This is a genomic window from Streptomyces sp. NBC_01465 (assembly GCF_036227325.1).
Lineage (GTDB): Bacteria > Actinomycetota > Actinomycetes > Streptomycetales > Streptomycetaceae > Streptomyces.
The window spans coordinates 1,322,901-1,347,600 of sequence record NZ_CP109467.1 but is presented as its reverse complement, the minus strand read 5'-3'; the positions used below and the strand labels follow the sequence as shown (position 1 = coordinate 1,347,600).

Here is a 24,700-nt window from a genome sequence, read left to right as displayed (position 1 = left end):
CCGGGACCTCGTAAGGTCGTGTCCGTGTTGGAGGAGATGAGGATACGGTCGCTCGGGGTCATCGACGACGCTGTCGTGGAGCTGTCACCCGGGTTCACCGCGGTGACCGGCGAGACCGGCGCGGGCAAGACCATGGTGGTGACCAGCCTGGGGCTGCTGCTGGGCGGGCGTGCGGATGCCGCGCTGGTGCGGCTCGGGGCCAAGTCGGCGGTGGTCGAGGGGCGGATCACCGTCCCGGCGGGTGCGCCCGCTGCCGTACGGGCCGAGGAGGCCGGGGCCGAACTCGACGACGGGGCGCTGCTCGTCAGCCGTACGGTCTCCGCGGAGGGGCGCTCACGGGCGTTCCTCGGCGGGCGCTCCGTGCCGGTGGGGCTCCTCGCCGAACTCGCGGACGACCTCGTCGCCGTACACGGGCAGACCGACCAGCAGGGGCTGCTGCGACCGGCCCGGCAGCGGCAGGCGCTGGACCGGTACGCGGGCGACGCGGTCTCCGGGCCGCACGCCAAGTACGCGGCGGCCTACCGGCGGCTGCGCGACGTCGTGGTCGAGCTGGACGAACTGACCACGCGGGCGCGCGAGCGGGCCCAGGAGGCGGATCTGCTGCGCTTCGGGCTCGACGAGGTCGCCGGTGTGGAGCCGCTGCCCGGCGAGGACATTGAACTTGCCGCCGAGGCCGAGCGCCTCGGCCACGCGGAGGCGCTCGCCTCCGCCGCCGCCCTCGCACACGGCGCGCTGGCCGGGAACCCCGAGGACCAGGAGGGCGTCGACGCGACGACCCTGGTCGCCGGGGCGGGCCGGGCGCTCGACGCCGTACGGTCGCACGACCCCGCCCTCGCGGCGCTCGCCGAGCGCATGGGCGAGATCGGGATCCTGCTCTCCGACGTGGCGGGGGAGCTGGCGGGCTACGCGGACAACCTGGACGCCGACCCGCTGCGGCTGGCCGCGGTGGAGGAACGGCGGGCAGCGCTGACCCAGCTGACGCGCAAGTACGGCGTGGACATCACCGGCGTGCTCGCCTGGGCCGAGGACGGCGCCGAACGGCTCACCGAGCTGGAGGGCGACGACGACCGCATCGGTGAACTCACGACGGAGCGCGATGCGCTGCGGGCCGAACTGTCCGGCCTGGCACAGGCGTTGACCGATGCGCGCACCGAGGCGGCGGAGCGGTTCGCGGCGGCGGTGACGGCGGAGCTCGCCTCGCTGGCCATGCCGCACGCGCGGGTCTCCATCGACATCCGCCAGGCCGACGACCCCGAGGGCGTCGAGGTGGGCGGCAGGCTCGTCGCGTACGGGCCGACCGGCGCGGACGAGGTCGAACTGCTCCTGGCACCGCACCCCGGGGCGCAGCCGCGGCCCATCGCCAAGGGGGCTTCGGGCGGTGAGCTGTCGCGGGTGATGCTCGCGGTGGAGGTCGTCTTCGCGGGGTCCGACCCCGTACCGACGTACCTCTTCGACGAGGTGGACGCGGGCGTCGGCGGCAAGGCGGCCGTGGAGGTCGGACGCCGGCTGGCGCGGCTCGCCAAGTCGGCGCAGGTGGTGGTGGTGACCCACCTGCCGCAGGTGGCGGCCTTCGCGGACCGCCAGCTGCTGGTGGAGAAGACGAACGACGGGTCGGTGACCAGGAGCGGCGTGACGGTCCTGGAGGGCGAGGACCGCGTGAGGGAGCTGTCCCGGATGCTGGCGGGCCAGGAGGACTCGGAGACGGCACGCGCCCACGCGGAGGAGCTGCTGGCGACGGCGCGGGGGGACGGATAGGGGCCGTACGCTGCGGGTTGAGCCGTTCGCTCACCCATGTGGGTGATCCAGGACGCGAGTTGACGCCATCGCGTACGGGATCGGAGGCACGGCAGTGCCGGAACGCGCGTGCCAACTGGCATCCTTGGGCGCAGAACCCCTCCCGCCCGACGCCGACTCAGGAGTCTCCGGCCACGTGAGCAGCACCCCCGCCCCGCTGAACGCCGTCCTCGTCCTCGGAGGCGGCAGCGCGGGCAGCAGTGCGCACGTCAGATCCCTGGCGGCCGGGCTCGTGGAGCGAGGCGTGCGCGTCACGGTCTGCGCCCCCGCCGCGCTGGAACGCTCCTACGACTTCAACGGCGCCGGCGCCCACTTCGTGCCCGTACCCCGTCGCAGCGACCCGGCCGCCGTCGCCGCACTGCGCGCCGCCTGCGCCGGAGCGGGCATCGTCCACGCGCACGGTCTGAACGCGGCCGTACGGACCACACTCGCCCTCAGTGGGCAGCGCGTTCCGCTGGTCGTCACCTGGCACACCCGGGCGCACGCCGAGGGCGCACGCGGCCATCTCATGCGGCTCATGGAGCGAAGGGCCGCCCGTGCGGCGGCCGTTGTGCTCGGCACGTCCTCCGACCTCGTCGACCGGGCGCGCAGCCGGGGCGCGCGCGACGCACGCCTCGCCCCGGTCGCCGTGCCCTCGCCGCGGCTCCCCGCGGACGGGGTCGAGAGCAAGGCGCGGGCCGAACTGGGCGCCGTGGACCGGCCGTTGCTGATGGCCGTGGGCAGCCTGGTGGCCCACCGCGGCTACGGAACGCTCCTCGACGCCGCCGGGCTGCTGCGCGGACTCGACCCCCTTCCCCTCGTGGTGATCGCGGGTGAGGGCCGGGAGCGTGACGCGCTGCAGCGCCGTATCGAGGCCGAGTCGCTGCCCGTACGGCTCATCGGCAGCCGGGACGACATCACCGAACTCCTCGCCGCGGCCGATGTCGCCGTCCTGCCCAGCCGCTGGGAGGCCAGATCCCTGCTGGCGCAGGAGGCGCTGCGCCTCGGCGTCCCGCTGGTGGCGACCGCCGTCGGTGGAGTGCCCGAACTCGTGGGCGACGCCGCGGAGCTCGTACCGTACGGAGACGCTAAAGCCCTCGCCGCACGCCTGACCGCGCTCCTCGCCGACCCCGGGCGACGCGCCGGGCTCGCGGCCGCAGGCCGGACGCAGGCGGCCGGCTGGCCGACCGAGGACGAGACGGTGGCACAAGTCCTCAGCGTCTACGACGAGTTGACCCACCACAGCTGAGTCACGACGTGTGGCGGCGGGCCCGCAGCGCCAGGCTCAGGGCCAGCACCGTCTGCGGATCGTCCAGGTCCGTGCCGAGCAGCTCCGCTATCCGGGCGAGGCGGTTGTAGAGCGTCTGGCGGTTCAGATGCAGTTCGCGCGCCGTCTCCGCCTTGCGGCCCGCATGCGCCAAGTACGTCTGAAGTGTGGGCAACAGAGGCGGCCGCGAGGTCCGGTCGTGCTCGCGCAGCGGGCCGATCGCCCGGTCCACGAAAGCCGCGAGATCGGGGTGGTCCCGCAGTCGCCACAGCAGCAGGTCGATGTCGAGGCGCCGTGCGTCGTACCAGGGCCGGTCGGACAGCCCCTGCGCCGCCGTGGCCGTCTCCGCCGCGTGCCGCAGCCCGGCGGATGCGGCCGCCCAGCCGCCCGCGACCCCGACCACGACCACCGGCGGATGCGCCCCCGCGCGTTCGAGCCCGGCCCGCTCCACACCGGCCCGCAGCGCCACGGCGACCCGGTCGGCGACCGCCGTGCGCTCCGACTCGCCGCGCAGCCCGAGCAGCAGCGGAACCCGGCCCTCCACAGGCCGTACGCCGAGGAGCACCGGCACCCCCACCGACGACAGCTCCTCCAGGACCGCCCGGGCGAGCACCGCCCAGTTCCCCGTCGGCGACAGCTCGGAGGCGAGCCGCATCACCACCGGCAGCAGCGGTCCGTCACCCGGCTTGAAGCCGAGCACCCGCGCCTGGGCGGGCGCGTCCTCCGCGCTGATACGGCCCTCCGCGAGATCGGTGAGGAAATCCCCGCGCCCGCGCGCCGCCAGCTCCTCCTCCTGACGCGCCTGCATCAGCACGACGGCCAGGATCCCCGCAGCCCGCTCGGCCGCCATGCGGTGCACCGGCGCGAGCGGTCCCGCGACCGGAATCAGCGCGATCCGAGCCCGTACGAAACCCGTCCCGGGACCCCCGCCGGGCACCTCCACCAGCACCGCACCAGCGGGCCGGTGTCCGCGCAGCCCCTCCCACACCTGGAGCGGCTCGTCCTCACCGGCGGCGTAGAGGAGCTGCCCGTCCGCCGTCTCCAGGAAAACCGGATTGGACGCGAAGTCGGCCAGGATCCGCAGGACCTGAGGCACCCCGCCCCCGCCGAGCAGCGCCTCCGTACAACGCCGGTGCACCTCTTCGGCCCGCTGCAGCAGCGCGTAGTGCCCATTGACGATCTCCGTGTGGACCTCTTCCGTCACCGAGACGAAGGGGACCTCACGGTGCAGCTGTACGAGAGGGAGCCCGGCGGCCCGCGCCGTCTCCACCAGCGTCGCGGGCAGCCTGCTGAACCGGGGCCCGAGCTCCACGACGAGCGCCGCGATGCCCCGGTCGGCGAGCCTGCGGACGAACGCCCGCTGCTCGGCGGGCCGGGTGCCGAGCCCCAGGCCCGTGGTGAGCAGCAGCTCGCCGCCCTTGAGCAGCGAGGCGATGTTCGGCACCTCGCCCGCGTGCACCCAGCGCACGGTGCGCTGAAGCCGGTCCGCGCCCGCGACGACCTCGGGAAGGCCGCCGCGCAGACCCGGCAGTTCCAGCGCCCGCTGCACAGTGATCCCGCCCTGGTTCTCCATGGCCCGGACGCTACCCGAACCGCCTGGGCCGCAGATCAGCCGCCGTACGCTCCCGAAGCGGTCAGCCGCAGGGCTGTGTCGATCAACGGCACATGGCTGAACGCCTGCGGGAAGTTGCCGACCTGCCGCTGGAGCCGCGAGTCCCACTCCTCGGCGAGGAGACCGAGGTCGTTGCGGAGCGACAGCAGCTTCTCGAAGAGCTTCCGCGCCTCGTCGACGCGCCCGATCATCGCCAGGTCGTCGGCGAGCCAGAACGAGCAGGCGAGGAAGGCGCCTTCGTCGCCCTCGAGCCCGTCGACGCCCGCGTCCTCGCCGGTGGTCGGGTAACGCAGGACGAAGCCGTCCTCCGTGGACAGCTCGCGCTGGATCGCCTCGATGGTGCCGATGACGCGCTTGTCGTCGGGCGGCAGGAAGCCCATCTGCGGGATGAGCAGCAGGGAGGCGTCCAGCTCCTTCGACCCGTAGGACTGGGTGAAGGTGTTGCGCTCCTTGTCGTAGCCCTTCTCGCAGACGTCCCGGTGGATGTCGTCGCGCAGATCGCGCCACTTCTCCAGCGGTCCGTCGGCGTCGCCCGACTCGATGAGCTTGATCGTGCGGTCGACGGCGACCCAGGCCATGACCTTGGAGTGCACGAAGTGGCGGCGCGGGCCGCGGACCTCCCAGATGCCCTCGTCGGGCTGGTCCCAGTTGTCCTCGAGGTGGCGGATCAGCTTCAGCTGGAGGAGGGCGGCGTGGTCGTTGCGGGCCAGACCTGTCATGTGCGCCAGGTGCAGGGCCTCGGTGACCTCGCCGTACACATCGAGCTGCAGCTGGCCTGCGGCGCCGTTCCCGACACGTACGGGACCAGAATTCTCATAGCCCGGCAGCCAGTCCAGCTCCGCCTCGCCGAGCTCGCGCTCACCGGCGATCCCGTACATGATCTGCAGGTTCTCCGGGTCGCCCGCGACCGCGCGCAGCAGCCACTCGCGCCAGGCACGGGCCTCCTCGCGGTAGCCGGTGCGCAGCAGCGAGGAGAGCGTGATGGCGGCGTCGCGCAGCCAGGTGTAGCGGTAGTCCCAGTTGCGGGAGCCGCCGATGTCCTCGGGCAGCGAGGTCGTGGGCGCCGCCACGATGCCGCCGGTCGGAGCGTAGGTCAGCGCCTTCAGCGTGATCAGCGAGCGGACGACGGCCTCGCGGTAGGGGCCGTGGTACGTGCACTGCTCGACCCACTCCCGCCAGAAGTCCTCCGTCAGCGTCAGCGCGCCCTCGGGGTCCGCCAGGGGAGGCGGCTCCTTGTGCGAGGGCTGCCAGCTGATCGTGAAGGCGATCCGGTCACCCGGTGCGACGGTGAATTCGGAGTACGTCGTCAGGTTCTTGCCGAAGGTCTCGGCCGAGGTGTCCAGCCAGACCGAGTCGGGGCCCGCGACGGCGACCGTACGGCTGTCGACCTTGTGGACCCAGGGCGTGACCCGGCCGTAGCTGAAGCGCATACGGAGCGCGGAGCGCATCGGCACGCGCCCGCTCACGCCCTCCACGATGCGGATCAGCTGGGGCGCGCCGTCGCGCGGCGGCATGAAATCCGTCACACGGACGGTGCCGCGCGGGGTGTCCCACTCGGACTCCAGGATCAGGGAGTCCCCGCGGTAGCGGCGCCGGTCGGCGGCCGGCGGTGGGTCGTCCGCGGCGTGCGCGGGGCCCAGTCGCCAGAAACCGTGTTCGTCGGTGCCGAGCAGTCCGGCAAAGACGGCGTGCGAGTCGAAGCGTGGGAGGCAGAGCCAGTCGGCCGTGCCGTCCCTGCAGACCAGTGCCGCGGTCTGCATGTCTCCGATGAGTGCGTAATCCTCGATGCGCCCGGCCACGTGCAATCTCCAGTCGAACGGCCACGTCCGCCCCCTCAAGGGCGCTTGCAGTCAAGGGATCGTTGACGAGCTTTGTTTCCGGGGGCTGGCGGGGATGTTGCCGTTTGCCGGAGGCTCGGCAGCGAAGTGTCCGAGCAGGATACGACGCACCCTAGTGATCCGCGCGGCCCTCCAGGCAACAGTGCTGGGCCGAACGGGTGAGCGTCGGGTGGGCGAGCGATGACCGTCCGGTGAAGCTCCGGTGAGAGCGCTCCGTGCGTGGCCGGAAGCGACCTCCCGCCGTCGCTGATACCCTGGTACCCCGTGGACCGGTGGTGATTAAGCCCCCGACCGCAGCGACGGCACCTCCGGAAGATTCCGGTCCGGTTCGCTGGCACGCACCTCAGAATCGCGACCACGGGAGCCCCCTCTTGGCCATGCAGCCCAAATCCACGACGACCAAGCACATCTTCGTCACCGGGGGTGTCGCCTCCTCCCTCGGCAAGGGTCTGACTGCCTCGAGCCTCGGAGCCCTCCTCAAGGCGCGGGGCCTGCGGGTCACCATGCAGAAGCTCGACCCGTACCTGAACGTCGACCCCGGCACGATGAACCCCTTCCAGCACGGCGAGGTGTTCGTCACCAACGACGGAGCCGAGACCGACCTCGACATCGGACACTACGAGCGCTTCCTCGACGTTGACTTGGACGGCTCCGCCAATGTCACTACAGGCCAGGTCTATTCCCAGGTCATCGCCAAGGAGCGCCGCGGCGAATACCTGGGCGACACCGTCCAGGTGATCCCGCACATCACCAACGAGATCAAGCACCGCATCCGCCGTATGGCCGCCGACGACGTCGACGTGGTCATCACGGAGGTCGGCGGCACGGTCGGCGACATCGAGTCGCTGCCCTTCCTGGAGACGGTCCGCCAGGTCCGCCACGAGGTCGGTCGCGACAACGTCTTCGTCGTGCACATCTCGCTGCTGCCCTACATCGGCCCCTCCGGCGAGCTGAAGACCAAGCCCACCCAGCACTCGGTGGCCGCCCTGCGCAACATCGGTATCCAGCCGGACGCGATCGTCCTGCGCGCCGACCGCGACGTGCCGACCGCCATCAAGCGCAAGATCTCGCTGATGTGCGACGTCGACGAGGACGCCGTGGTGGCGTGCGTCGACGCCAAGTCGATCTACGACATCCCCAAGGTCCTCCACACCGAGGGCCTCGACGCCTACGTCGTCCGCAAGCTGGACCTGCCGTTCCGCGATGTGGACTGGACGACCTGGGACGACCTCCTGGACCGTGTCCACAACCCCGACCACGAGGTCACCGTCGCGCTGGTCGGCAAGTACATCGACCTGCCCGACGCCTACCTCTCGGTCACCGAGGCGATCCGCGCGGGCGGCTTCGCCAACAAGGCCCGCGTGAAGGTGAAGTGGGTCGCTTCCGACGACTGCAAGACGCCGGCCGGCGCCGCCAAGCAGCTCGGCGACGTGGACGCGATCTGCGTGCCCGGCGGCTTCGGCGACCGCGGTGTCAACGGCAAGATCGGCGCGATCCAGTACGCCCGTGAGAACAAGGTCCCGCTGCTCGGCCTCTGCCTGGGCCTGCAGTGCATCGTGATCGAGGCTGCCAGGAACCTGGCCGGCATCCCCGACGCCAACTCCACCGAGTTCGACGCCGCCACCGCCCACCCGGTGATCTCCACCATGGAGGAGCAGCTCGCGTACGTCGAGGGCGCCGGCGACCTGGGCGGCACGATGCGCCTGGGCCTCTACCCGGCGAAGCTCGCCGAGGGCTCCATCGTCCGTGAGACCTACGACGACCAGCCGTACGTCGACGAGCGCCACCGCCACCGCTACGAGGTGAACAACGCCTACCGCGCGGAGCTCGAGAAGAAGGCCGGCATCGTCTTCTCCGGCACGTCCCCGGACAACAAGCTCGTCGAGTACGTCGAGTACCCGCGCGAGGTCCACCCCTACCTGGTCGCCACGCAGGCCCACCCGGAGCTGCGCTCGCGCCCGACCCGCCCGCACCCGCTCTTCGCCGGCCTGGTGAAGGCTGCCGTCGCGCGCAAGACGGGCAAGTAATTCCAGGAGTTAACGTTGCCGGGGTACGAGATCCTGAAGGGGATTCCGTACCCCGGTTTCTGTTTGTCGTGGGAGGACGAGGCTGCATGACCATCAAGGACACCGCCGAGGAGTGGCAGGTCACCGGAACGGTGACCCCCTTCACGGGCAACAAGACCAGCGTCCGCACCGACGAAGTGGTCATGCCCGACGGCACGGTCGCCCGCCGCGACTACCAGGTCCACCCCGGCTCGGTGGCCGTCCTCGCGCTCGACGACTCGGGCCGGGTTCTCGTACTGCGCCAGTACCGCCACCCCGTACGCCACAAGCTCTGGGAGATCCCGGCCGGACTCCTCGACATCCCCGGCGAGAACCCGCTGCACGCCGCGCAGCGCGAGCTGTACGAGGAGGCGCACGTCAAGGCCGAGGACTGGCGGGTGCTGACCGACATCTACACCTCGCCCGGCGGCTCGGACGAAGCGGTGCGGATCTTCCTCGCCCGGGACATCTCCGAGGCGGACGGCGAGCGCTTCGAGGTCTCCGAGGAGGAGGCCGACATGGAGCTGGCGCGCATTCCGCTTCCCGAGCTCGTACGGGGCGTGCTCGCCGGGGAGTTGCACAACAGCTGCACGGTGGCGGGCGTGCTTGCACTCTCCGCCGCCCTGGGCGGCGAGGGCGTCGACGCGCTGCGCCCGGCGGAGGCCCCCTGGCCCGCCCGGCCTTTCGAGGCCTGATCTCCCCGGTCTGATGATCCGTTGATCCGAACGGGCGATGTGCCCGCCGCGCTCCCCCTGGTCCGTCGCGCTGTGTGAACTACGCTCGGCGGCGTGACGGATCAGGCGGTGGATGTGAGCGGCCGGACCGGCGTCCGGGAGACCGGGCGGACGGACAGTCAGTTCTTCGGCAGACAGCGTGAGTTGAAGTCGCTGCGCGCCGACATCGAACGGGCCGGTCTCGACACCATGGCCGGTCGCAAGGGGAAACGCCCCCGTGTGCTTCTCGTCGCCGGACGGCCGGGCTCCGGCCGGACGTCCCTCGCCGACGAGCTGGCCCAAGGCCTCACCGACGACTACCCCGACGGCGTGCTGCGCGCCCGTCTGACCCTGCCCGGCGGCGAGCGCGTCCCCACCGTGGACACGGCGCGCGAACTGCTCGGCGCGCTGGCCGTCGTGGCGCCGCCCGGGGAGGGCGAGGACGAACTCACCGAGCGGGTGCGCGAAGCCCTCTCGGTGCGCCGGGTCGTGCTGCTGCTCGACGACGCCGCCGACGCCGAACAGGTCGAACCGCTGCTTCCGGACGCTGCCGACTGCCTCGTCGTGGCCACCGCGACCGGGCCGCTGACGGGGATCCCCGACGTACGGCCGTGCACGCTCGGTGGTCTCGACACCGCCGCGGGCGTCGAACTCCTCGGCCGGTTCACCGGCAATGTGCGGATCACCGTCGACCCCAGGACCGCGGAGTCGCTCGTGGAGGAGTGCGGCGGCCAGCCGTCCGCGCTCGTCCTGGTGGGCGGCTGGCTCGCGGCCCGGCCGAAGGACTCGGTCGCGGACGCGGCCAAGAAGCTCCGTGAACTGCCCGGCGACGACACCTGGTTGCCCCGGGTGGCCCCTCCCGCACCGCCGCAGTCGGATGCCGGGAGCGAGGACTCCGAGGAGCCGGGCGAGGCGCGCCGTGCCGTCCCCGCCGAGCAGCCCGCGGCGCCCCGGCAGCTCGTCCGCGCATTCCGCTTCGTGTACGAATCGCTGCCCGCGCCCGCGGCGCGGATACTGCGACTGCTCGCCCTCGCTCCCGCCGGCCTCGCCGACGCGCACATCGCCTCCGCGCTCGCCGGCTGTTCGGTCTCGGCCGCCCAGTCGACCCTGGACGACTTCGCCGCGCTCGGTCTGCTGCGGCGGCTCGGCCCCCTGTACGAGGTGCCCGGCGCGCTCGCCCCGCTGCTGCGGGCGCTGATGGAGGACCGCGACCGGCCCGCCGAGGTGCAGCTGGCCAGGGCGCGGATGCTGGAGCGGACCGTACGGCAGCTGCAGTCGTGCCGAGCGGTCACCGACCCCGACGGCTCACCGGCCCGCAAGCGGCTCGCCGGGCTGCCGAAGTCGCTGCGCTTCCCGAGCGCCCCGGCCGCGGCCGAGTGGCTGCGGGTGCGGCAGCCCGCGCTGATCGCCTCGGCGCGCATCGCCGTCGAGGACGGCGACCTCGACACGCTCGCCCGCCGTCTGGTGGCCGCGCTGGTACGGGCACTGATCGCACACCGGGGCGCCGCGGACGCGGCCGCCGAGCTGTACGGGCTGCACCAGCTGGTGCTCTCCGTCGCCGAGCGCCGCGATCTGCCCCGGGAGAAGGCCGCGGCCCTGCTGAATCTGGCCGACCTGGACGCGCGCACCGGGCGCACCGAGGAGGCGCTGGCCCGCTACCGGGCCGCGCTGGAGGCAGGACGGGCCGCGAACGACCCCTTCGCGATCAGCCGCGCGATGGAATCCGTAGGCGGCGCCTACCAGGAGCTGGGGGACTGGCAACGGGCCTCCGACTGGTACGGCCGGGCCCTCGCCCAGCGTCAGAGCCGCGGGGAGTCCGCCGACGAGGCGCGGCTCTACGGGCGGCTCGGCACCGTACTGACCTATGCGGGGAACTACGGCGAGGCGCTGCGGAACTGGCGGGCCGCAGCCGCCGGGCACCGCCGTCTCGGTGATCTGCCGGGCCAGGCGCGGGTGTTGAGCGAGGCGGCCCGGGTGCAGGAGTACGCGGGACGGCCCGAGGAGTCGCTGCGCACCTGCCGCGAGGCGGTCGAGTGGGCGCGGCAGGCCAAGGACGTGCGGCTTCAGGCGGCGCTGGAGATCCGTCTCGCGGACACGCTGGACCGGCTCGGCGACCCGGCGGCGGCCCAGCTGCACAGGGGTTCGGCCGAAAGACTGCTGGTCGATCCGGCATCTGCCTACGAAATCCGCAGTCAGTCGGCGAAAGATTGATGCATTGAAAGGCTAGACAGGGAGAAGTCCTTCCATAGACTGGGTTCACCGCGCACTTCCGTGGTGTCTCCCGCTGTGCTGTGCGCGGACGGGTATGTATGTCATTGCCCTAGTTGTCCCTCTCTGAGTCAAGGACCGTGATCGACGTGAAGGTCGGCATCCCCCGCGAGGTCAAGAACAACGAGTTCCGGGTGGCCATCACCCCCGCCGGAGTGCACGAGCTCGTGCGCCACGGTCATCAGGTCGTCGTCGAGCAGAACGCCGGCGTCGGCTCCTCGATCACGGACGCCGAGTACGTCGCGGCCGGCGCGAAGATCCTCGCCACCGCCGACGAGGTCTGGGCCACCGCCGACCTGCTCCTGAAGGTCAAGGAGCCCGTCGCCGAGGAGTACCACCGCCTCCGCAAGGACCAGACCCTCTTCACCTACCTGCACCTCGCCGCGTCGCGCGAGTGCACGGACGCCCTCCTGGAGTCCGGCACCACCGCCATCGCGTACGAGACCGTGGAGACGGCCGGCCGTCAGCTGCCGCTGCTCGCCCCGATGTCCGAGGTCGCGGGCCGGATCGCCCCGCAGGTCGGTGCGTACCACCTGATGCGTCAGGTCGGCGGCCGCGGTGTGCTCCCCGGCGGTGTCCCCGGCACGGCTGCCGGCAAGGCCGTCGTCATCGGCGGCGGTGTCTCCGGCTGGAACGCCACGCAGATCGCCGTCGGCATGGGCTTCCACGTCACGCTGCTCGACCGCGACATCAACAAGCTGCGCGAGGCGGACAAGGTCTTCGGCACCAAGGTGCAGACGATCGTCTCCAACGCCTTCGAACTGGAGAAGGCCGTCGTCGAGGCGGACCTCGTCATCGGCGCCGTTCTGATCCCCGGAGCCAAGGCCCCGAAGCTGGTCACCAACGAGCTCGTCGCCAAGATGAAGCCCGGAAGTGTACTTGTCGACATTGCAATTGATCAGGGCGGTTGCTTCGAGGACTCGCACCCGACGACGCACGCCGAGCCGACCTTCACGGTCCACAACTCGGTCTTCTACTGCGTCGCCAACATGCCCGGCGCGGTGCCCAACACCTCCACCTACGCGCTGACGAATGCGACGCTTCCGTACATCGTGGAGCTCGCCAACCGCGGCTGGGCCGAGGCGCTGCGCCGCGACCCGGCCCTTGCCCTGGGCCTCAACACCCATGACGGACAGGTGGTTTACGGTTCCGTCGCCGAAGCGCACGGCCTGGAGCATGTCGAACTGAGCACGCTGCTCGGCTGACGCGTCAACACGCGTCGTCAACCGCGCGCAACCGGCCGGATCTTGCCCAGGTGAGGTCCGGCCGGTCGCGTGTTCAGCACCCGTGCGGCCCCCATGAGCCCTTGACACAAGGGTGTTGGGTTGCCGACACATCGGGCCGGGTCCGGCGGATTGTGTTGCTGCGGAGTGGTGACACGCCATAGAGTCGCCAACCGTCGGCATGGTTCTACGCTGACGTATCGATAAATTTTCCTGGTCACGTCCAAGGAGGTAAGACGACTTGTGAATGAGTCGACATTTACTCCCGGGGGTGGTCAACCAGGAATGCCTGTGCGGGATCAGGGTCCTGCAGGGCGAGAGGCTGTCGGCTCCGTCGCTGTCCGCACCTTCGCGGCACATCAGCGCGCTCCGATCACAGCCCAGACCACAGTCCACCGGAGTGCCCACCAGAGTATGGACGGCCAACACGTGAACGCCAGGGCCGGCGACCGGAGTGGCGATACGACCACCCATGTTCTCGCCGACTACACCGAGGTTCCCCAGGGGCATTTCTACGACCCCGACGCCGAATACGAGCCCGACCCCGAGTACGCGGCCACCCTCGCACCGGACGCTGCCCGTCAGCGCCGCGAGCGGATCGGCCCGACCGGAAGGCCGTTGCCGTACTTCCCGATCCCAGGACCGCTGACCGACCACGGCCCCGCGAAGATCATCGCGATGTGCAACCAGAAGGGCGGCGTCGGCAAGACCACGTCGACCATCAACCTGGGTGCCGCGCTCGCGGAGTACGGACGCCGGGTGCTGCTCGTCGACTTCGACCCTCAGGGGGCGCTGTCGGTGGGTCTCGGCGTCAATCCGATGGAGCTCGATCTCACCGTCTACAACCTGCTCATGGAGCGGGGCATGGCGGCGGACGAGGTGCTGCTGAAGACCGCGGTCCCCAACATGGACCTGCTGCCCAGCAACATCGACCTCTCGGCCGCCGAAGTGCAGCTGGTGAGCGAGGTCGCCCGTGAGTCCACGCTGCAGCGGGCGCTCAAGCCGCTGATGCAGGACTACGACTACATCGTGATCGACTGCCAGCCGTCGCTCGGCCTGCTCACCGTGAACGCCCTGACGGCGGCTCACAAGGTGATCGTGCCGCTGGAGTGCGAGTTCTTCGCGCTGCGCGGTGTGGCCCTGCTGACGGAGACCATCGAGAAGGTCCAGGAGCGGCTCAACCCCGACCTGGAGCTCGACGGCATCCTCGCCACGATGTACGACTCGCGGACCGTGCACAGCCGTGAGGTCCTGGCCCGTGTGGTCGAGGCCTTCGACGAGCACGTCTACCACACGGTGATCGGCCGGACCGTTCGCTTCCCGGAGACCACGGTCGCCGGTGAGCCGATCACCACGTACGCCTCCAACTCCGTCGGCGCAGCCGCCTACCGTCAGCTCGCCAGGGAGGTGCTCGCCCGGTGTCACGCCGAGTGAGTCTGCCGGGGGCCGACGAACTGTTCCGTACGACCGGGGGCATGGCACTCCAGTCCTCGTCCCCGCGCCGGCCCGCCAACGGCGAGGCCAGAGTGCCGGGGCCCGCGGGCGAGAGCGACACGGGCGCCGCGGAGAAGTCCGGCGAGCCCTCGGAGCACTCCGCCGCGGAGGAGGACTCCTCCTCCGGGGAACCGCGGAGCCGCGCCGCCGACGGGGAGGCCGCAGGACGGCGTCCCCAGGCGGCTCAGGCGGCTCCTCAGCAGCAGCGGCGCCGTGGGGGCGGGCGCGGGGCCAACAGGCGCCCCAGCGGGCGTGAGCGGCACGACGAGAAGATCACGGTCTACGTCTCGGCCGAGGAGCTCATGGACCTGGAGCACGCGCGTCTGGTGCTGCGGGGCGAGCACGGGCTCGCGGTCGACCGCGGGCGGATCGTGCGCGAGGCCGTCGCCGTGGTCCTGGCCGACCTGGAGTCGCGGGGCGACGCGAGCATTCTCGTACGGCGGCTGCGCGGGCGCTGAGACGTACCTCCGTACCCTGGACCGCGATGGATCCGACGACCGACGAACCCGCGCAGCCCCGCCGCCGCAACCTCGGCCGGGGGCCCGGGGCTGCGGTGGCCCAGGAGACGGTGGTCTCCGCTGCCCCGGCTCTCCCCGTACCTGCTGAGCCGCTGCTGGAGCCTGCCCCGGAGCCGGAGCCGGAGCCGGAGCCTGCCCCGGAGCCGGAGCCGGAGCCTGCCCCGGAGCCGGAGCCGGAGCCGGAGCCGGAGCCGGAGCCCGAGCCCGAGCCCGTGGTGCCGCCCGTGCCGGAGCCTGCCCCGCCGACCGTGCCGGTCGAGGCGGAGGCCGGCGACGGGCGCTTCAAGGTACGGCTGGCCAACTTCGAGGGGCCCTTCGATCTGCTGCTGCAGCTGATCTCCAAGCACAAGCTCGATGTGACCGAGGTGGCGCTCTCCAAGGTCACCGACGAGTTCATGTCGCACATCAGGGCCATGGGGCCCGACTGGGACCTCGACCAGACCACCGAGTTCCTGGTGGTCGCCGCCACCCTCCTCGACCTCAAGGCCGCCCGGCTGCTGCCCGCAGCCGAGGTCGAGGACGAGGCCGACCTGGCCCTCTTGGAGGCGCGGGACCTGCTCTTCGCGCGGCTCCTGCAGTACCGCGCGTACAAGCAGATCGCGGACATCTTCGACAGGCGGCTCGATGCGGAGGCCCGGCGCTATCCGCGGACCGTCGGACTTGAGGCGCATCTGGCCGAACTGCTGCCCGAGGTGGTCATCAGCATCGGCGCAGAGGGGTTCGCGAAGCTGGCCGTGAAGGCCATGCAGCCCAAGGCGAAGCCCCAGGTCTACATCGACCACATCCACGCACCGCTGGTCTCCGTACGGGAGCAGGCCGAGGTGGTCGTGGCCCGGCTGCGGGAGTGCGGCGAGGCCAGTTTCCAGGCGCTCACCGCCGATGCGCCGGACACCCTGACCGTGGTGGCCCGGTTCCTGGCCCTGCTGGAGCTGTACCGGGAGAAGGCCGTCGTCCTCGACCAGGAAGAGGCGCTCGGGGAGCTGATGGTGCGCTGGACCGGGGGAGAGGGCGGGGAGCAGCCGCTCGTCACCGATGAATTCGACGCAGTCGTGGAGGAGAAGTCATGAGCACTGCGTCTTTCGGGGGGACACCCCCCGACTCCCCCCTCAAGCCCTCACTGGAGGCGGTCCTCATGGTCGTCGACGAGCCGGCCACCGAGGAGCACCTGGCCAAGGTGCTCGACTCGACCCGGCGCGAGGTGGGCGACGCCCTGCGGGAGCTGGCGGACGAGTACACCGTGCAGGGGCGCGGATTTGAGCTGCGGCTGGTGGCCGGGGGCTGGCGGTTCTACAGCCGGGCCGAGTACGCGGAGGCCGTCGAGGGCTTCGTACTGGACGGTCAGCAGGCCCGGCTCACACAGGCCGCGCTGGAGACCCTGGCGGTCGTCGCGTACCGCCAGCCGGTCAGCAGGTCGAGGGTCTCGGCCGTCCGCGGAGTCAACTGTGACGGGGTCATGCGGACCCTCCTGCAGAGGGGCCTGGTCGAGGAAGTGGGCGCGGAACCCGAAACAGGTGCGATCCTGTACAGGACGACGAACTACTTTCTGGAGCGGATGGGCCTGCGAGGCCTGGACGAGCTCCCGGAGCTCGCACCCTTCCTCCCCGAGGCGGATGCGATCGAGGCCGAGACACAAGAGGGTGTGCCGTCGTTCGATCCGGATGCACCGGACGGTCCGGACACCGACGCAGACGACGACAAGACGGAATTTTGATGCGAAGCAACGGCAGGAACAGCGGTAGCGGCAACCGGGACAACCGGGGTGCGGGCGGCAGGTCACAGTCCCCCCGGCCGAAGTCCCAGGGTGCGCGAGGCGACCAGCGCGGCGACAAGCAGGAGGAGCGCCCGCGCAAGCCCCGCCCCGAGGAGCGCCGCTACGACGTCGGCAACGACGCCCCCGGTGCGGGCCAGGGACGCCAGGGCGGCGCGAAGTCCGGCCGCGGTGCCTCGGCGCGCGGCGGCGCCAAGGGTGGCCCCAAGACCCCGCAGGGCGGCACTCCCGTGCGCCGTGGTCCGCACGGGCAGCGGATCGGCCAGGCCCAGTCGCGCGAGCTCGACGCCAAGATCGAACAGCGCAACCGGGACAGGTACGAGAACCGGCCGCAGGTCAAGACGCCCAAGACCCACCCCGGCGCCGAGGAGGAGGGCGAGCGACTGCAGAAGGTCCTCGCCCGTGCGGGCATGGGTTCGCGGCGTGCCTGTGAGGAGCTCATCGACCAGGCGCGCGTCGAGATCAACGGCGAGATCGTCATGGAGCAGGGCCGCCGTGTCCTGCCCAAGGACGAGATCAAGGTGGACGGTCTGACCGTCGCCACCCAGTCGTACCTCTTCTTCGCGCTCAACAAGCCGGCCGGCGTCGTCTCCTCCATGGAGGACCCGGACGGACGTCAGAACCTCGGCGACTACGTCAACAACCGCGAGACCCGCCTCTTCCACGTCGGTCGCCTCGACACCGAGACCGAGGGCATCATCCTCCTCACCAACCACGGCGAGCTGGCCCACCGGCTGACGCACCCGCGGTACGGCGTGAAGAAGGTCTACCTCGCGGCGATCACGGGCCCGCTCCCGCGCGACCTGGGCAAGCGGCTCAAGGACGGCATCGAGCTGGAGGACGGGTACGCCCGCGCCGACCACTTCCGGGTCGTCGAGAACACCGGCAAGAACTACCTGGTCGAGGTGACCCTCCACGAGGGCCGCAAGCACATCGTCCGCCGGATGCTGGCCGAGGCCGGTTTCCCGGTCGAGAAGCTGGTGCGCGTCTCCTTCGGGCCGATCGGTCTCGGAGACCAGAAGTCCGGCTGGCTGCGCCGTCTGACGAACACCGAGGTCGGCATGCTGATGAAGGAAGTCGGCATGTAGACGTCGTCCGTCTCCGTCGGAACCCGGTCCCCGCTTTTTTCGCGGGGGCCGGGTTTTCTTCTTGTCGGGCCGCCCCGTTCCGCTTTATAGTCAGGGTGACTATTAAGGCGGAGGCATGGCGATGACCGATCCGGTGAAGGACTACGACCCCTATGCGTTCGCGCCCTTCGCCGTCACCGTCGACCTCGCCGTATTCACCGTGCGGGACGGGCAGTTGCACGTACTGCTGATCCGGCGCGGGCAGGAGCCGTACGCGGGGTCCTGGGCGCTGCCCGGCGGTTTCGTACTGCCGAGGGAGTCCGCCGAGGAGGCCGCCCGGCGCGAACTGGCCGAGGAGACCGGGCTGTTGGAGCCGGTCGTCGAGTCGCTCCACCTGGAACAGCTGCGGACCTACAGCGGGCCCGACCGCGACCCCAGGATGCGGGTGGTCTCCGTCGCGTACACCGCTCTCGTACCCGACCTGCCCGAGCCGCACGGGGGCGGCGACGCGGCTCATGCGGAGTGGGTGCCGGCCGACGGGAATCTCGGCCAACTCGCTTTCGACCACGGGCAGATCGTCGCCGACGCGCACGACCGCATCGGCTCCAAGCTCGAGTACAGCTGCCTCGCCACGGCCTTCTGCCCGACCGCCTTCACGCTCGGCGAGCTCCAGCAGGTGTACGAGACCGTCTGGGGCACCGCCCTGGACCGGCCCAATTTCCGGCGCAAGGTCCTTGCCACGCCCGGCTTCGTCGAGCCGGTCGCCGGGGCCGCGCGCCTCACCGGGGGACGGGGGAAGCCGGCCTCGCTCTATCGAGCGGGGCCGGCCACCGCCCTCCACCCACCTCTTCTGCGCCCCGAAGGACGGATCGCATGACCAGTGGCATGAGTACGAAATGGGCGGCGACCGGATCGCTGATCGGGCTCGCGCTGGGGGATGCGCTCGGCTTCCCGACCGAGTTCAACAACGTGCCCGAGATCCTCGCCAAGTGCGGGCCGTGGCGCGAGATGGAGCTGATCAAGCCCGCGATCGTCAGCGACGACACGCAGATGACGCTCGCGCTGGGACGCGGCATGCGCACGGCCATGGACCGGGGGCTCCTCGCGCCGCTGCGGATGGCGCGGCCCGTGCGCGAGGAGTTCGTGAACTGGTACCACTCGCCGGAGAACAACCGGGCCCCCGGGCGGACCTGCCTGGTCGCCTGCCGGCTCCTCGACAGCGACCTGCCCTGGCAGGAGGCCAGCCAGATCGACTCCAAGGGGTGCGGCGCCAATATGCGGGTCGCGCCGGTCGGTCTCGTACCCGGCCTGAGCGTCGAACAGCGGGCGGGGGCCGCCCAGTTGCAGTCGGCGCTCACCCACGGGCACCCGACGGCGCTGGCCGCGAGTGACCTGACGGCCCGGGCGGTCTATCTGCTGGCGCAGGGCGCGGACCCGGCGGGGCTCGTCGGGCAGCTCCGTTCGTACGCCTTCGAGAACCGCAGCCACTACAACGAGCGCTGGCTCGGCAACCTGTGGAAGCACTCCCAGGACCCCTCGCCCGAGGCCTTCATCTCCCGGGGCTGGGACGACTGCCTGACCGCCCTCGACCGCGTCGTCAAGGCGCTGCGCTCGCCCTCGCCGGAGACGGACCCGTGCCTGGACACGGGTGAGGGCTGGATCGCCGAGGAGGCACTCGCCACCGCGCTGCTCTGCTTCCTCCTCTTCCCCGACGAGCCGGTCCTCGCCCTGCGCCGGGCCGCCTGCACCGAGGGCGACTCCGACTCGATCGCCTGTCTGACGGGGGCCTTCGCGGGGGCGCACCTGGGGGCGCGGGCGTGGCCCAAGGAGTGGGAGGAGCGCATCGAGTACCGGAGCGAGCTCCTGACGCTGGGGGCGCTCTGGGATGCTTGATCCATGATGGACATATCCGGTCTCGACCTGCGGGACGTGGTCGCGGAGCAGCCCGATCCGCTGCTCTTCGCGACCGTCTCCGGCGCACATCTCTACGGCTTCCCCTCGCGGGACTCCGACGTGGACCTGCGGGGTGTCCATCTGCTGCCCGTGGAGGCCCTCGTGGGGCTGCACGAGCCCCACGCAGTGGCGGCTCTTCGAGAAGACCGGCGAGCTGAAGCCGCTGCTGTACACCTTCAGGGTGCTGCTCACCGGCATCCATCTGATGCGCAGCGGCGAGGTGCAGGCCGATCTGCCCACGCTGGTGCGGGAGGTGGGTGAGGCTCCGGAGTATCTGCCGGAGCTGATCGCGGTGAAGGCCGAGGCCGAGCACGGGGCAGCGCCCGTCGACATCGCCCGGATGCAGGCCGATGTCGAGGCGCTGCACGGTGTTCTCGACGCGGCCCAGGCCGTGTCCGGGCTGCCCGAGGCGGCCTCAGCGCACGACGCGCTGCACGATTTCGTCGTACGGGCCCGACTGCAGCGCTGAGTCGCGCCGGACCCGGAACAGGAACGCCTCCACCCGGGCGCGGTCCGGTTCGGCCGGAAGCGGGGTGGTGGTCGCCGCCTGGTCGCACTCCTCCGCCAGGCGCGTCATGCGCTTCTCGATCTCCGGCCAGGGGACCTCGCCGCGCTTGACGGCGAGCAGGGGCTCGCGGTCCTCGCCCACGTCGATCACCAGCTCGCCGGTGCGGAGCAGATCGCGGGCGCTCGCGAGGAGACGCAGGAGGTGCATCGCGTGTTTCCAGCGCGGGGCGCCGTGGATCCGTACGTCCGCCTCCAGCTTCTTGCGCTGGCCGAGTGCGTATCGGGAGAAGGTCTTGTGCACCTCGCGGGAGAGGAACGCGTCGCGCAGGGCGAGGAGTTCGCGGCCCGTCGCATCGATGCGCTCGACGATGGGGGAGTGCAGGCACTCCAGGATGTTGGGGTTGGCGCGCAGGGCCAGTTCGCAGAAGCGCTCCAGCTCCCAGGAGAACTGCTCCTCCGCCGGTCCCTCCACGTGCGTGGGCGGCTTGTCGAAGTGCCAGAAGAGCGGGGTCGGGGCGAGGAAGACGCCCCGGCGGTCCGTGTCGCTGGTGTCCGTGGCCAGGCCGAAGGCGCGTGAGCCCATCACGCAGGAGTAGATCGTGTGGTGGGTGACGAGCGCTTCGGGAGTGACCTGCATGGACCGAGACGTTACGCGAGGCTGATCGAATCCCCCGTGACTTTTATGGCCTGGGGGGCGAGTGGACGGGGCGCCGGACCGCCGGCCACGGAGGCGTCCGCGATGCGGTACTTGGAGCCGTGGCAGGGGCAGTTGATGGTGCCGTCCGAGACGCTGGAGACCGTGCAGCCCTGGTGGGTGCAGATCGCCGAGAAGGCTTTGAACGCGCCCGCCTCGGGCTGGGTGACCACGACCTTCTTGTCGGCGAAGATCTTGCCGCCGCCGACCGGGATGTCGGTCGTCTTGGCCAGTGCCGGGGCGCCGCCGCCGCCTCCGCCGCCGCCTCCGCCTCCGGCCGGTTTCGAACTGCCGGACGCGGGCGCGGATGAGGGCGGGGCCTCCGGCTGCTGGGACTCGTCCCCGTACTTCGTGCAGCCCGCCAGGGCCGCCAGCGCTGCGCCGCCGGTCACGAGCGCCGCGCGGCGGCTCGTCACCCCGCTCATGTCGTGACTCCGAACGTACGGAAGAACCAGAGCGCCGAGGTCAGCCAGATGACGGCGAGCACGACGAGGACAAGTCCGCCGACGACGGGGATCAGCCAGCCGGGCAGCCGTTCGGCGCGCAGCAGCAGCATCTTGGCGCTGAACGCCCCGAAGAAGAAGCAGCCGAAGAGCGAGTGCCACATCACCCGGGTGCTGTACGTCTGGTAGCCCAGGGCATAGAGGCAGTGCACCGCGACGGGGACCGCCAGGAGGAAGGCGATCCGCCCCGACCAGCGGTGCAGCGGCGCGGTCCAGGTGGCGCGGGCAAGGCCCGGCAGGCGGCCGTACATCGCCAGCGCCGAGAAGAGCTGGACGAGCGCGAAGGCGATCGCCGCGGTGGCCAGCCAGGCCTTGACCGCGCTGGTGCTGCTGAAGCCCGCGAGGTTGAAGGCCGTGCCCGCGGGGTCGTGCTCCTTGCCGTACACCCCGAGAGCGACGGCGACCGCCGCGGCCACCAGCGCGGGCACCAGATAGCGGGCGGCGCCCGGGCGGGCGTGGCCGCCGTCCGGCTGGGCGGGGAACGAGGAGGTGGGGGCGTTGGGGTCGACGCTCATGGCGTACTCACTCCCTGCACTCAGGGGACGGCGGGGGCAGCGGTGATCTCGGTGCCGTTGACGGTCACGGCGCCGGTCTGCGGGTCGATCGGGGGCGCTCCGGCCGGTTTGCCGTCGGTGTCGACGATGCCGACCTGGCGGCCGTTCTGGAGGACGATCCAGCCGCCGTCGATCTTCGCGCCGCGCACCTCGGTCGTGGCGCGGTAGAGCCCGGAGGGCTTGACCGCCTTCGCCGCGGTGAACTGCCAGTTCTGCTTGCGGAGGTCGACCGTGCCGTCGACCTTGTTCCCGCGGAGCGTGCCCTCCAGCTTGGCGCCGCCGCTGCCGCTCAGCTTCATGGTGCCGTCGTCCTTGACGTCACCCTTCAGCCAGGCCTCCTGGGCGCGGCCGTCGCAGACGTACGCGATGGCCTTGCCGTCCTTGAGCGAGATGGCGACGGAGGCTCTGTCGTCCTTGGTACGGCCCGCGTACGAGGCATCGGGCGGCGGCGTCGCGGTCTTCGACGGAGTCGGTGTCGGCGACGGGGCCGGGGTGCTCGCGGTGGCCGACGGCTTCGCCGTGCCCGGTGGGGTGCTCGGTGCGGCCGGGGTGTCCCCGTACGAGGACACCCCGCTCCCCGTCGTGGCATTCAGGGACAGCATCACGAGAGCCAGCAGCAGGCCCGCGAGGAGCGTGTACAGGGGTCCGGAGCGCTTCATGGAAAGCCTCCCCCGAGGCGCCGGGTGGTACGAGAACCACCATGCAAGCGGACCCGCACCCCTGGCGTCCATAGCGCGAACAGGTCTGTGTCGCCCAAGTGGCGGCATAGGGAGGTTTACGTCAGATTGTCCAGTACTGGTGCCGGGCATTCCGCGCCCCCGCGGACCCGGTAGTCCTTCCTCGAAAGGCAGAACCATGGCGGGAAATGACCTCGGCAGTCTGCTCGGCGGCCTTCTGGGCGGCGGCAGCAAGAACGCCGAAGGCGGCACCGCGGCCGGCGGCGGGGCCGGAGACATCCTCGGCTCGCTGCTCGGCGCCTTCACCGGCAAGAGCGGCGGCAGCGGCGGCAACCCCCTCGAAGGCCTGATGGGCATGCTGACCAAGTCCGGGCTGATGGACCAGGCGCAGTCCTGGGTCGGCACCGGCGACAACAAGCAGGTCAGCGGCGAGCAGATCGCCCAGGCGCTGCCCGACGAGACCCTGCAGAAGGTCGCCGAGGACGCGGGCGTCTCCCCGCAGCAGGCGGCCGACCAGATCGCCCAGTCCCTCCCGCAGGCCGTCGACAAGCTGACCCCCGCCGGCGAGGTCCCGCACGGCGGCTCCCTCGAGGACATCATCAAGCAGCAGCAGCTCTGACCGCTGTACGGCATCGCGGCGGCCGCCCCGGGACTCGTCTCGGAGGGCGGTCGCCGCAGTGGTGTGCCGGTGGGGCTGACTACTCTTGACAGGCAGCAGAACCTCATCCGATCAAGGAGCAGCACGTGGCGGTACGAGCGGTCCGCGGAGCCGTCCAGCTGGAACGGGACGACGCCGGACACATGGAGGAGCAGGTCGGCGAGCTGCTCACCGCCGTCCTGGAGCGCAACGGGCTCGTCGCCGACGACCTGATCAGCATCTGGTTCACGGCCACCCCCGATCTGCACAGCGACTTCCCGGCCGCCGCGGCCCGCAAGCTGGGCATCGTGGACGTCCCCCTGATCTGCGCCCAGGAGCTGGACATCGCGGGCGCGATGCCGAGGGTCGTACGGATCCTGGCGCACATCGAGACGTACCTGCCCAAGTCGGAGATCGCCCACGTCTACCTGGGTGCCGCGGGCGCCCTCCGCAAGGACATCGCCCAGTGAGAACCGCAGTCGTCATCGGAACCGGCCTGATCGGCACCTCCGCCGCCCTCGCCCTCGCGGGCCGGGGCGTCGCCGTCCACCTCGTCGACCACGACCCGGGGCAGGCCCGTACGGCCGCCGCGCTCGGCGCGGGGACGGACGATCCGGCCGAGGGGCGCGTGGACCTGGCGATCGTCGCCGTACCGCCCGCCCATGTGGCCTCCACCCTCGCCGACGCGATGGGGCGCGGGGTCGCGCGCGCCTACATAGACGTCGCGAGCGTCAAGGGCGGGCCGCGGCGCGAGCTGGAGGCGCTGGGCTGCGATCTCACCTCCTACATCGGTACGCATCCGATGGCGGGCAAGGAGCGTTCGGGTCCCCTCGCGGCGACCGCCGACCTCTTCGAGGGGCGGCCCTGGGTGCTCACGCCGACCCGGGACACCGACACCGAGGTCCTCAACCTGGCGCTGGAGCTCGTCGCGCTCTGCCGTGCCGTGCCCGTCGTCATGGACGCCGACGCCCACGACCGGGCGGTGGCGCTCGTCTCGCACACCCCGCAGCTGATCTCCTCCATGGTCGCGGCCCGGCTCGAAGAAGCCGATGACACCGCTGTACGGCTGTGCGGTCAGGGCATCAGGGACGTGACCCGGATCGCCGCGTCGGACCCGCGGATGTGGGTGGAGATCCTCTCCGCCAACCCCGGTCCCGTGGCCGACGTGCTGGCCGGGGTCGCCGCCGACCTGGACGAGACCGTTCTGGCGCTGCGCGCCCTGCAGTCCTCGGACGAGGAGAAGCGGCGCGGCGGGGCCGAGGGCATCGAGGACGTCCTGCGGCGGGGCAACGCCGGGCGGGTGCGGGTGCCGGGCAAGCACGGAGCGGCCCCGGCGACGTACGAGATCGTGGCGGTCCTCATCAGCGACCAGCCGGGCGAGCTGGCCCGGATCTTCGCCGACGCGGGACGGGCCGGGGTCAACATCGAGGACGTACGGATCGAGCACGCGACCGGGCAGCAGGCGGGTCTGGTCCAGCTCATGGTCGATCCCGCCGCGGTGCCGGGGCTCTCGGCGTCGCTCCGGGAGCGGGGCTGGGCGCTGCGGCAGTAGGGGCTCCACGGGCGGCGTAACGGAGAGGCCGGGTCGG

At 71.4% G+C, this 24,700-nt stretch carries 22 protein-coding genes and 1 pseudogene; 17 read left to right on the top strand and 6 right to left on the bottom strand.

The window, feature by feature from the left end; translation table 11 throughout:
* Positions 1 to 36 precede the first annotated feature (36 nt).
* The gene (recN, locus tag OG707_RS06040; protein WP_329115142.1) at positions 37 to 1,755 is read left to right on the top strand and encodes a DNA repair protein RecN; all 1,719 of its coding nucleotides are present in this window, start codon (positions 37 to 39) and stop codon (positions 1,753 to 1,755) included.
* Positions 1,756 to 1,930: 175 nt separating this feature from the next.
* Positions 1,931 to 3,022: a glycosyltransferase family 4 protein gene (locus tag OG707_RS06035; RefSeq protein WP_329115140.1), complete on the top strand. Its 1,092-nt coding sequence runs from the start codon at positions 1,931 to 1,933 to the stop codon at positions 3,020 to 3,022.
* A 1-nt stretch (position 3,023) separates the two neighbouring features.
* On the opposite strand, the gene OG707_RS06030 is transcribed toward OG707_RS06035, so the two are convergent.
* Positions 3,024 to 4,613, bottom strand: a complete 1,590-nt coding sequence (locus tag OG707_RS06030) for a PucR family transcriptional regulator (protein WP_329115138.1) — start codon at positions 4,611 to 4,613, stop codon at positions 3,024 to 3,026.
* 35 nt (positions 4,614 to 4,648) lie between these two features.
* Positions 4,649 to 6,451: a glycoside hydrolase family 15 protein gene (locus OG707_RS06025; RefSeq protein WP_329115136.1), complete on the bottom strand. Its 1,803-nt coding sequence runs from the start codon at positions 6,449 to 6,451 to the stop codon at positions 4,649 to 4,651.
* Between the two features lie 416 nt (positions 6,452 to 6,867).
* Between OG707_RS06025 and OG707_RS06020 the strand changes: the two genes are divergently transcribed.
* The 12 genes and pseudogenes from OG707_RS06020 (at position 6,868) to OG707_RS05965 (ending at position 20,008) form a co-directional block, all read left to right on the top strand.
* The gene (locus OG707_RS06020; protein WP_329115135.1) at positions 6,868 to 8,517 is read left to right on the top strand and encodes a CTP synthase; all 1,650 of its coding nucleotides are present in this window, start codon (positions 6,868 to 6,870) and stop codon (positions 8,515 to 8,517) included.
* An 86-nt stretch (positions 8,518 to 8,603) separates the two neighbouring features.
* On the top strand, positions 8,604 to 9,230 hold the full coding sequence (locus OG707_RS06015) for an NUDIX hydrolase (protein ID WP_329115133.1): 627 nt from the start codon (positions 8,604 to 8,606) through the stop codon (positions 9,228 to 9,230).
* A 93-nt stretch (positions 9,231 to 9,323) separates the two neighbouring features.
* Positions 9,324 to 11,459 carry a tetratricopeptide repeat protein gene (locus OG707_RS06010; RefSeq protein ID WP_329115131.1) on the top strand — a complete coding sequence of 712 codons (2,136 nt, stop codon included), beginning with the start codon at positions 9,324 to 9,326 and terminating at the stop codon, positions 11,457 to 11,459.
* A gap of 146 nt (positions 11,460 to 11,605) precedes the next feature.
* The gene (gene ald, locus OG707_RS06005; protein ID WP_329127632.1) at positions 11,606 to 12,721 is read left to right on the top strand and encodes an alanine dehydrogenase; all 1,116 of its coding nucleotides are present in this window, start codon (positions 11,606 to 11,608) and stop codon (positions 12,719 to 12,721) included.
* A 303-nt stretch (positions 12,722 to 13,024) separates the two neighbouring features.
* A complete protein-coding gene (locus OG707_RS06000; protein ID WP_329115129.1) occupies positions 13,025 to 14,173 on the top strand; it encodes a ParA family protein in 1,149 nt (382 codons plus the stop codon).
* On the top strand, positions 14,158 to 14,691 hold the full coding sequence (locus tag OG707_RS05995) for a hypothetical protein (protein WP_329115127.1): 534 nt from the start codon (positions 14,158 to 14,160) through the stop codon (positions 14,689 to 14,691). Before OG707_RS06000 ends, OG707_RS05995 begins: the two co-directional genes overlap by 16 nt.
* A 26-nt stretch (positions 14,692 to 14,717) precedes the next feature.
* A complete protein-coding gene (locus OG707_RS05990; protein ID WP_329115125.1) occupies positions 14,718 to 15,818 on the top strand; it encodes a segregation and condensation protein A in 1,101 nt (366 codons plus the stop codon).
* Positions 15,815 to 16,462: an SMC-Scp complex subunit ScpB gene (gene scpB, locus OG707_RS05985; protein ID WP_329115123.1), complete on the top strand. Its 648-nt coding sequence runs from the start codon at positions 15,815 to 15,817 to the stop codon at positions 16,460 to 16,462. The genes OG707_RS05990 and scpB overlap by 4 nt, the downstream gene beginning before the upstream one ends.
* Positions 16,462 to 17,607 (top strand): pseudouridine synthase, encoded by a 1,146-nt coding sequence (locus tag OG707_RS05980; RefSeq protein WP_329115121.1) that lies wholly within the window; start codon positions 16,462 to 16,464, stop codon positions 17,605 to 17,607. The genes scpB and OG707_RS05980 overlap by 1 nt, the downstream gene beginning before the upstream one ends.
* Positions 17,608 to 17,728: 121 nt before the next feature.
* Positions 17,729 to 18,463 carry an NUDIX hydrolase gene (locus OG707_RS05975; protein ID WP_329127631.1) on the top strand — a complete coding sequence of 245 codons (735 nt, stop codon included), beginning with the start codon at positions 17,729 to 17,731 and terminating at the stop codon, positions 18,461 to 18,463.
* Positions 18,460 to 19,479 (top strand): ADP-ribosylglycohydrolase family protein, encoded by a 1,020-nt coding sequence (locus OG707_RS05970; protein WP_329115119.1) that lies wholly within the window; start codon positions 18,460 to 18,462, stop codon positions 19,477 to 19,479. The genes OG707_RS05975 and OG707_RS05970 overlap by 4 nt, the downstream gene beginning before the upstream one ends.
* Before the next feature lie 3 nt (positions 19,480 to 19,482).
* Positions 19,483 to 20,008, top strand: a pseudogene (locus OG707_RS05965) (nucleotidyltransferase domain-containing protein).
* On the opposite strand, the gene OG707_RS05960 reads toward OG707_RS05965, so the two are convergent.
* Genes OG707_RS05960 through OG707_RS05945 form a run of 4 tightly spaced genes read right to left on the bottom strand, consistent with a single transcriptional unit; the run spans position 19,955 to position 22,456 of the window.
* Positions 19,955 to 20,683: a nucleotidyltransferase domain-containing protein gene (locus OG707_RS05960; RefSeq protein ID WP_329115116.1), complete on the bottom strand. Its 729-nt coding sequence runs from the start codon at positions 20,681 to 20,683 to the stop codon at positions 19,955 to 19,957. The pseudogene OG707_RS05965 and the gene OG707_RS05960 overlap by 54 nt on opposite strands.
* An 11-nt stretch (positions 20,684 to 20,694) precedes the next feature.
* A complete protein-coding gene (locus tag OG707_RS05955; protein ID WP_329115115.1) occupies positions 20,695 to 21,165 on the bottom strand; it encodes a Rieske (2Fe-2S) protein in 471 nt (156 codons plus the stop codon).
* The gene (locus tag OG707_RS05950; protein WP_329115113.1) at positions 21,162 to 21,758 is read right to left on the bottom strand and encodes a DUF6529 family protein; all 597 of its coding nucleotides are present in this window, start codon (positions 21,756 to 21,758) and stop codon (positions 21,162 to 21,164) included. Before OG707_RS05950 ends, OG707_RS05955 begins: the two co-directional genes overlap by 4 nt.
* 20 nt (positions 21,759 to 21,778) lie before the next feature.
* Positions 21,779 to 22,456 carry a hypothetical protein gene (locus OG707_RS05945; RefSeq protein ID WP_329115111.1) on the bottom strand — a complete coding sequence of 226 codons (678 nt, stop codon included), beginning with the start codon at positions 22,454 to 22,456 and terminating at the stop codon, positions 21,779 to 21,781.
* A gap of 139 nt (positions 22,457 to 22,595) precedes the next feature.
* Here OG707_RS05945 and OG707_RS05940 point away from each other — a divergent pair, with 139 nt between their 5' ends.
* From OG707_RS05940 to OG707_RS05930, 3 genes are all read left to right on the top strand, one after another.
* Positions 22,596 to 23,093 (top strand): YidB family protein, encoded by a 498-nt coding sequence (locus tag OG707_RS05940; protein ID WP_443071269.1) that lies wholly within the window; start codon positions 22,596 to 22,598, stop codon positions 23,091 to 23,093.
* Positions 23,094 to 23,218: 125 nt separating this feature from the next.
* Positions 23,219 to 23,581 (top strand): chorismate mutase, encoded by a 363-nt coding sequence (gene aroH / locus OG707_RS05935; RefSeq protein WP_329115108.1) that lies wholly within the window; start codon positions 23,219 to 23,221, stop codon positions 23,579 to 23,581.
* A complete protein-coding gene (locus tag OG707_RS05930) occupies positions 23,578 to 24,663 on the top strand; it encodes a prephenate dehydrogenase (RefSeq protein ID WP_329115106.1) in 1,086 nt (361 codons plus the stop codon). Before aroH ends, OG707_RS05930 begins: the two co-directional genes overlap by 4 nt.
* Positions 24,664 to 24,700: the final 37 nt, after the last annotated feature.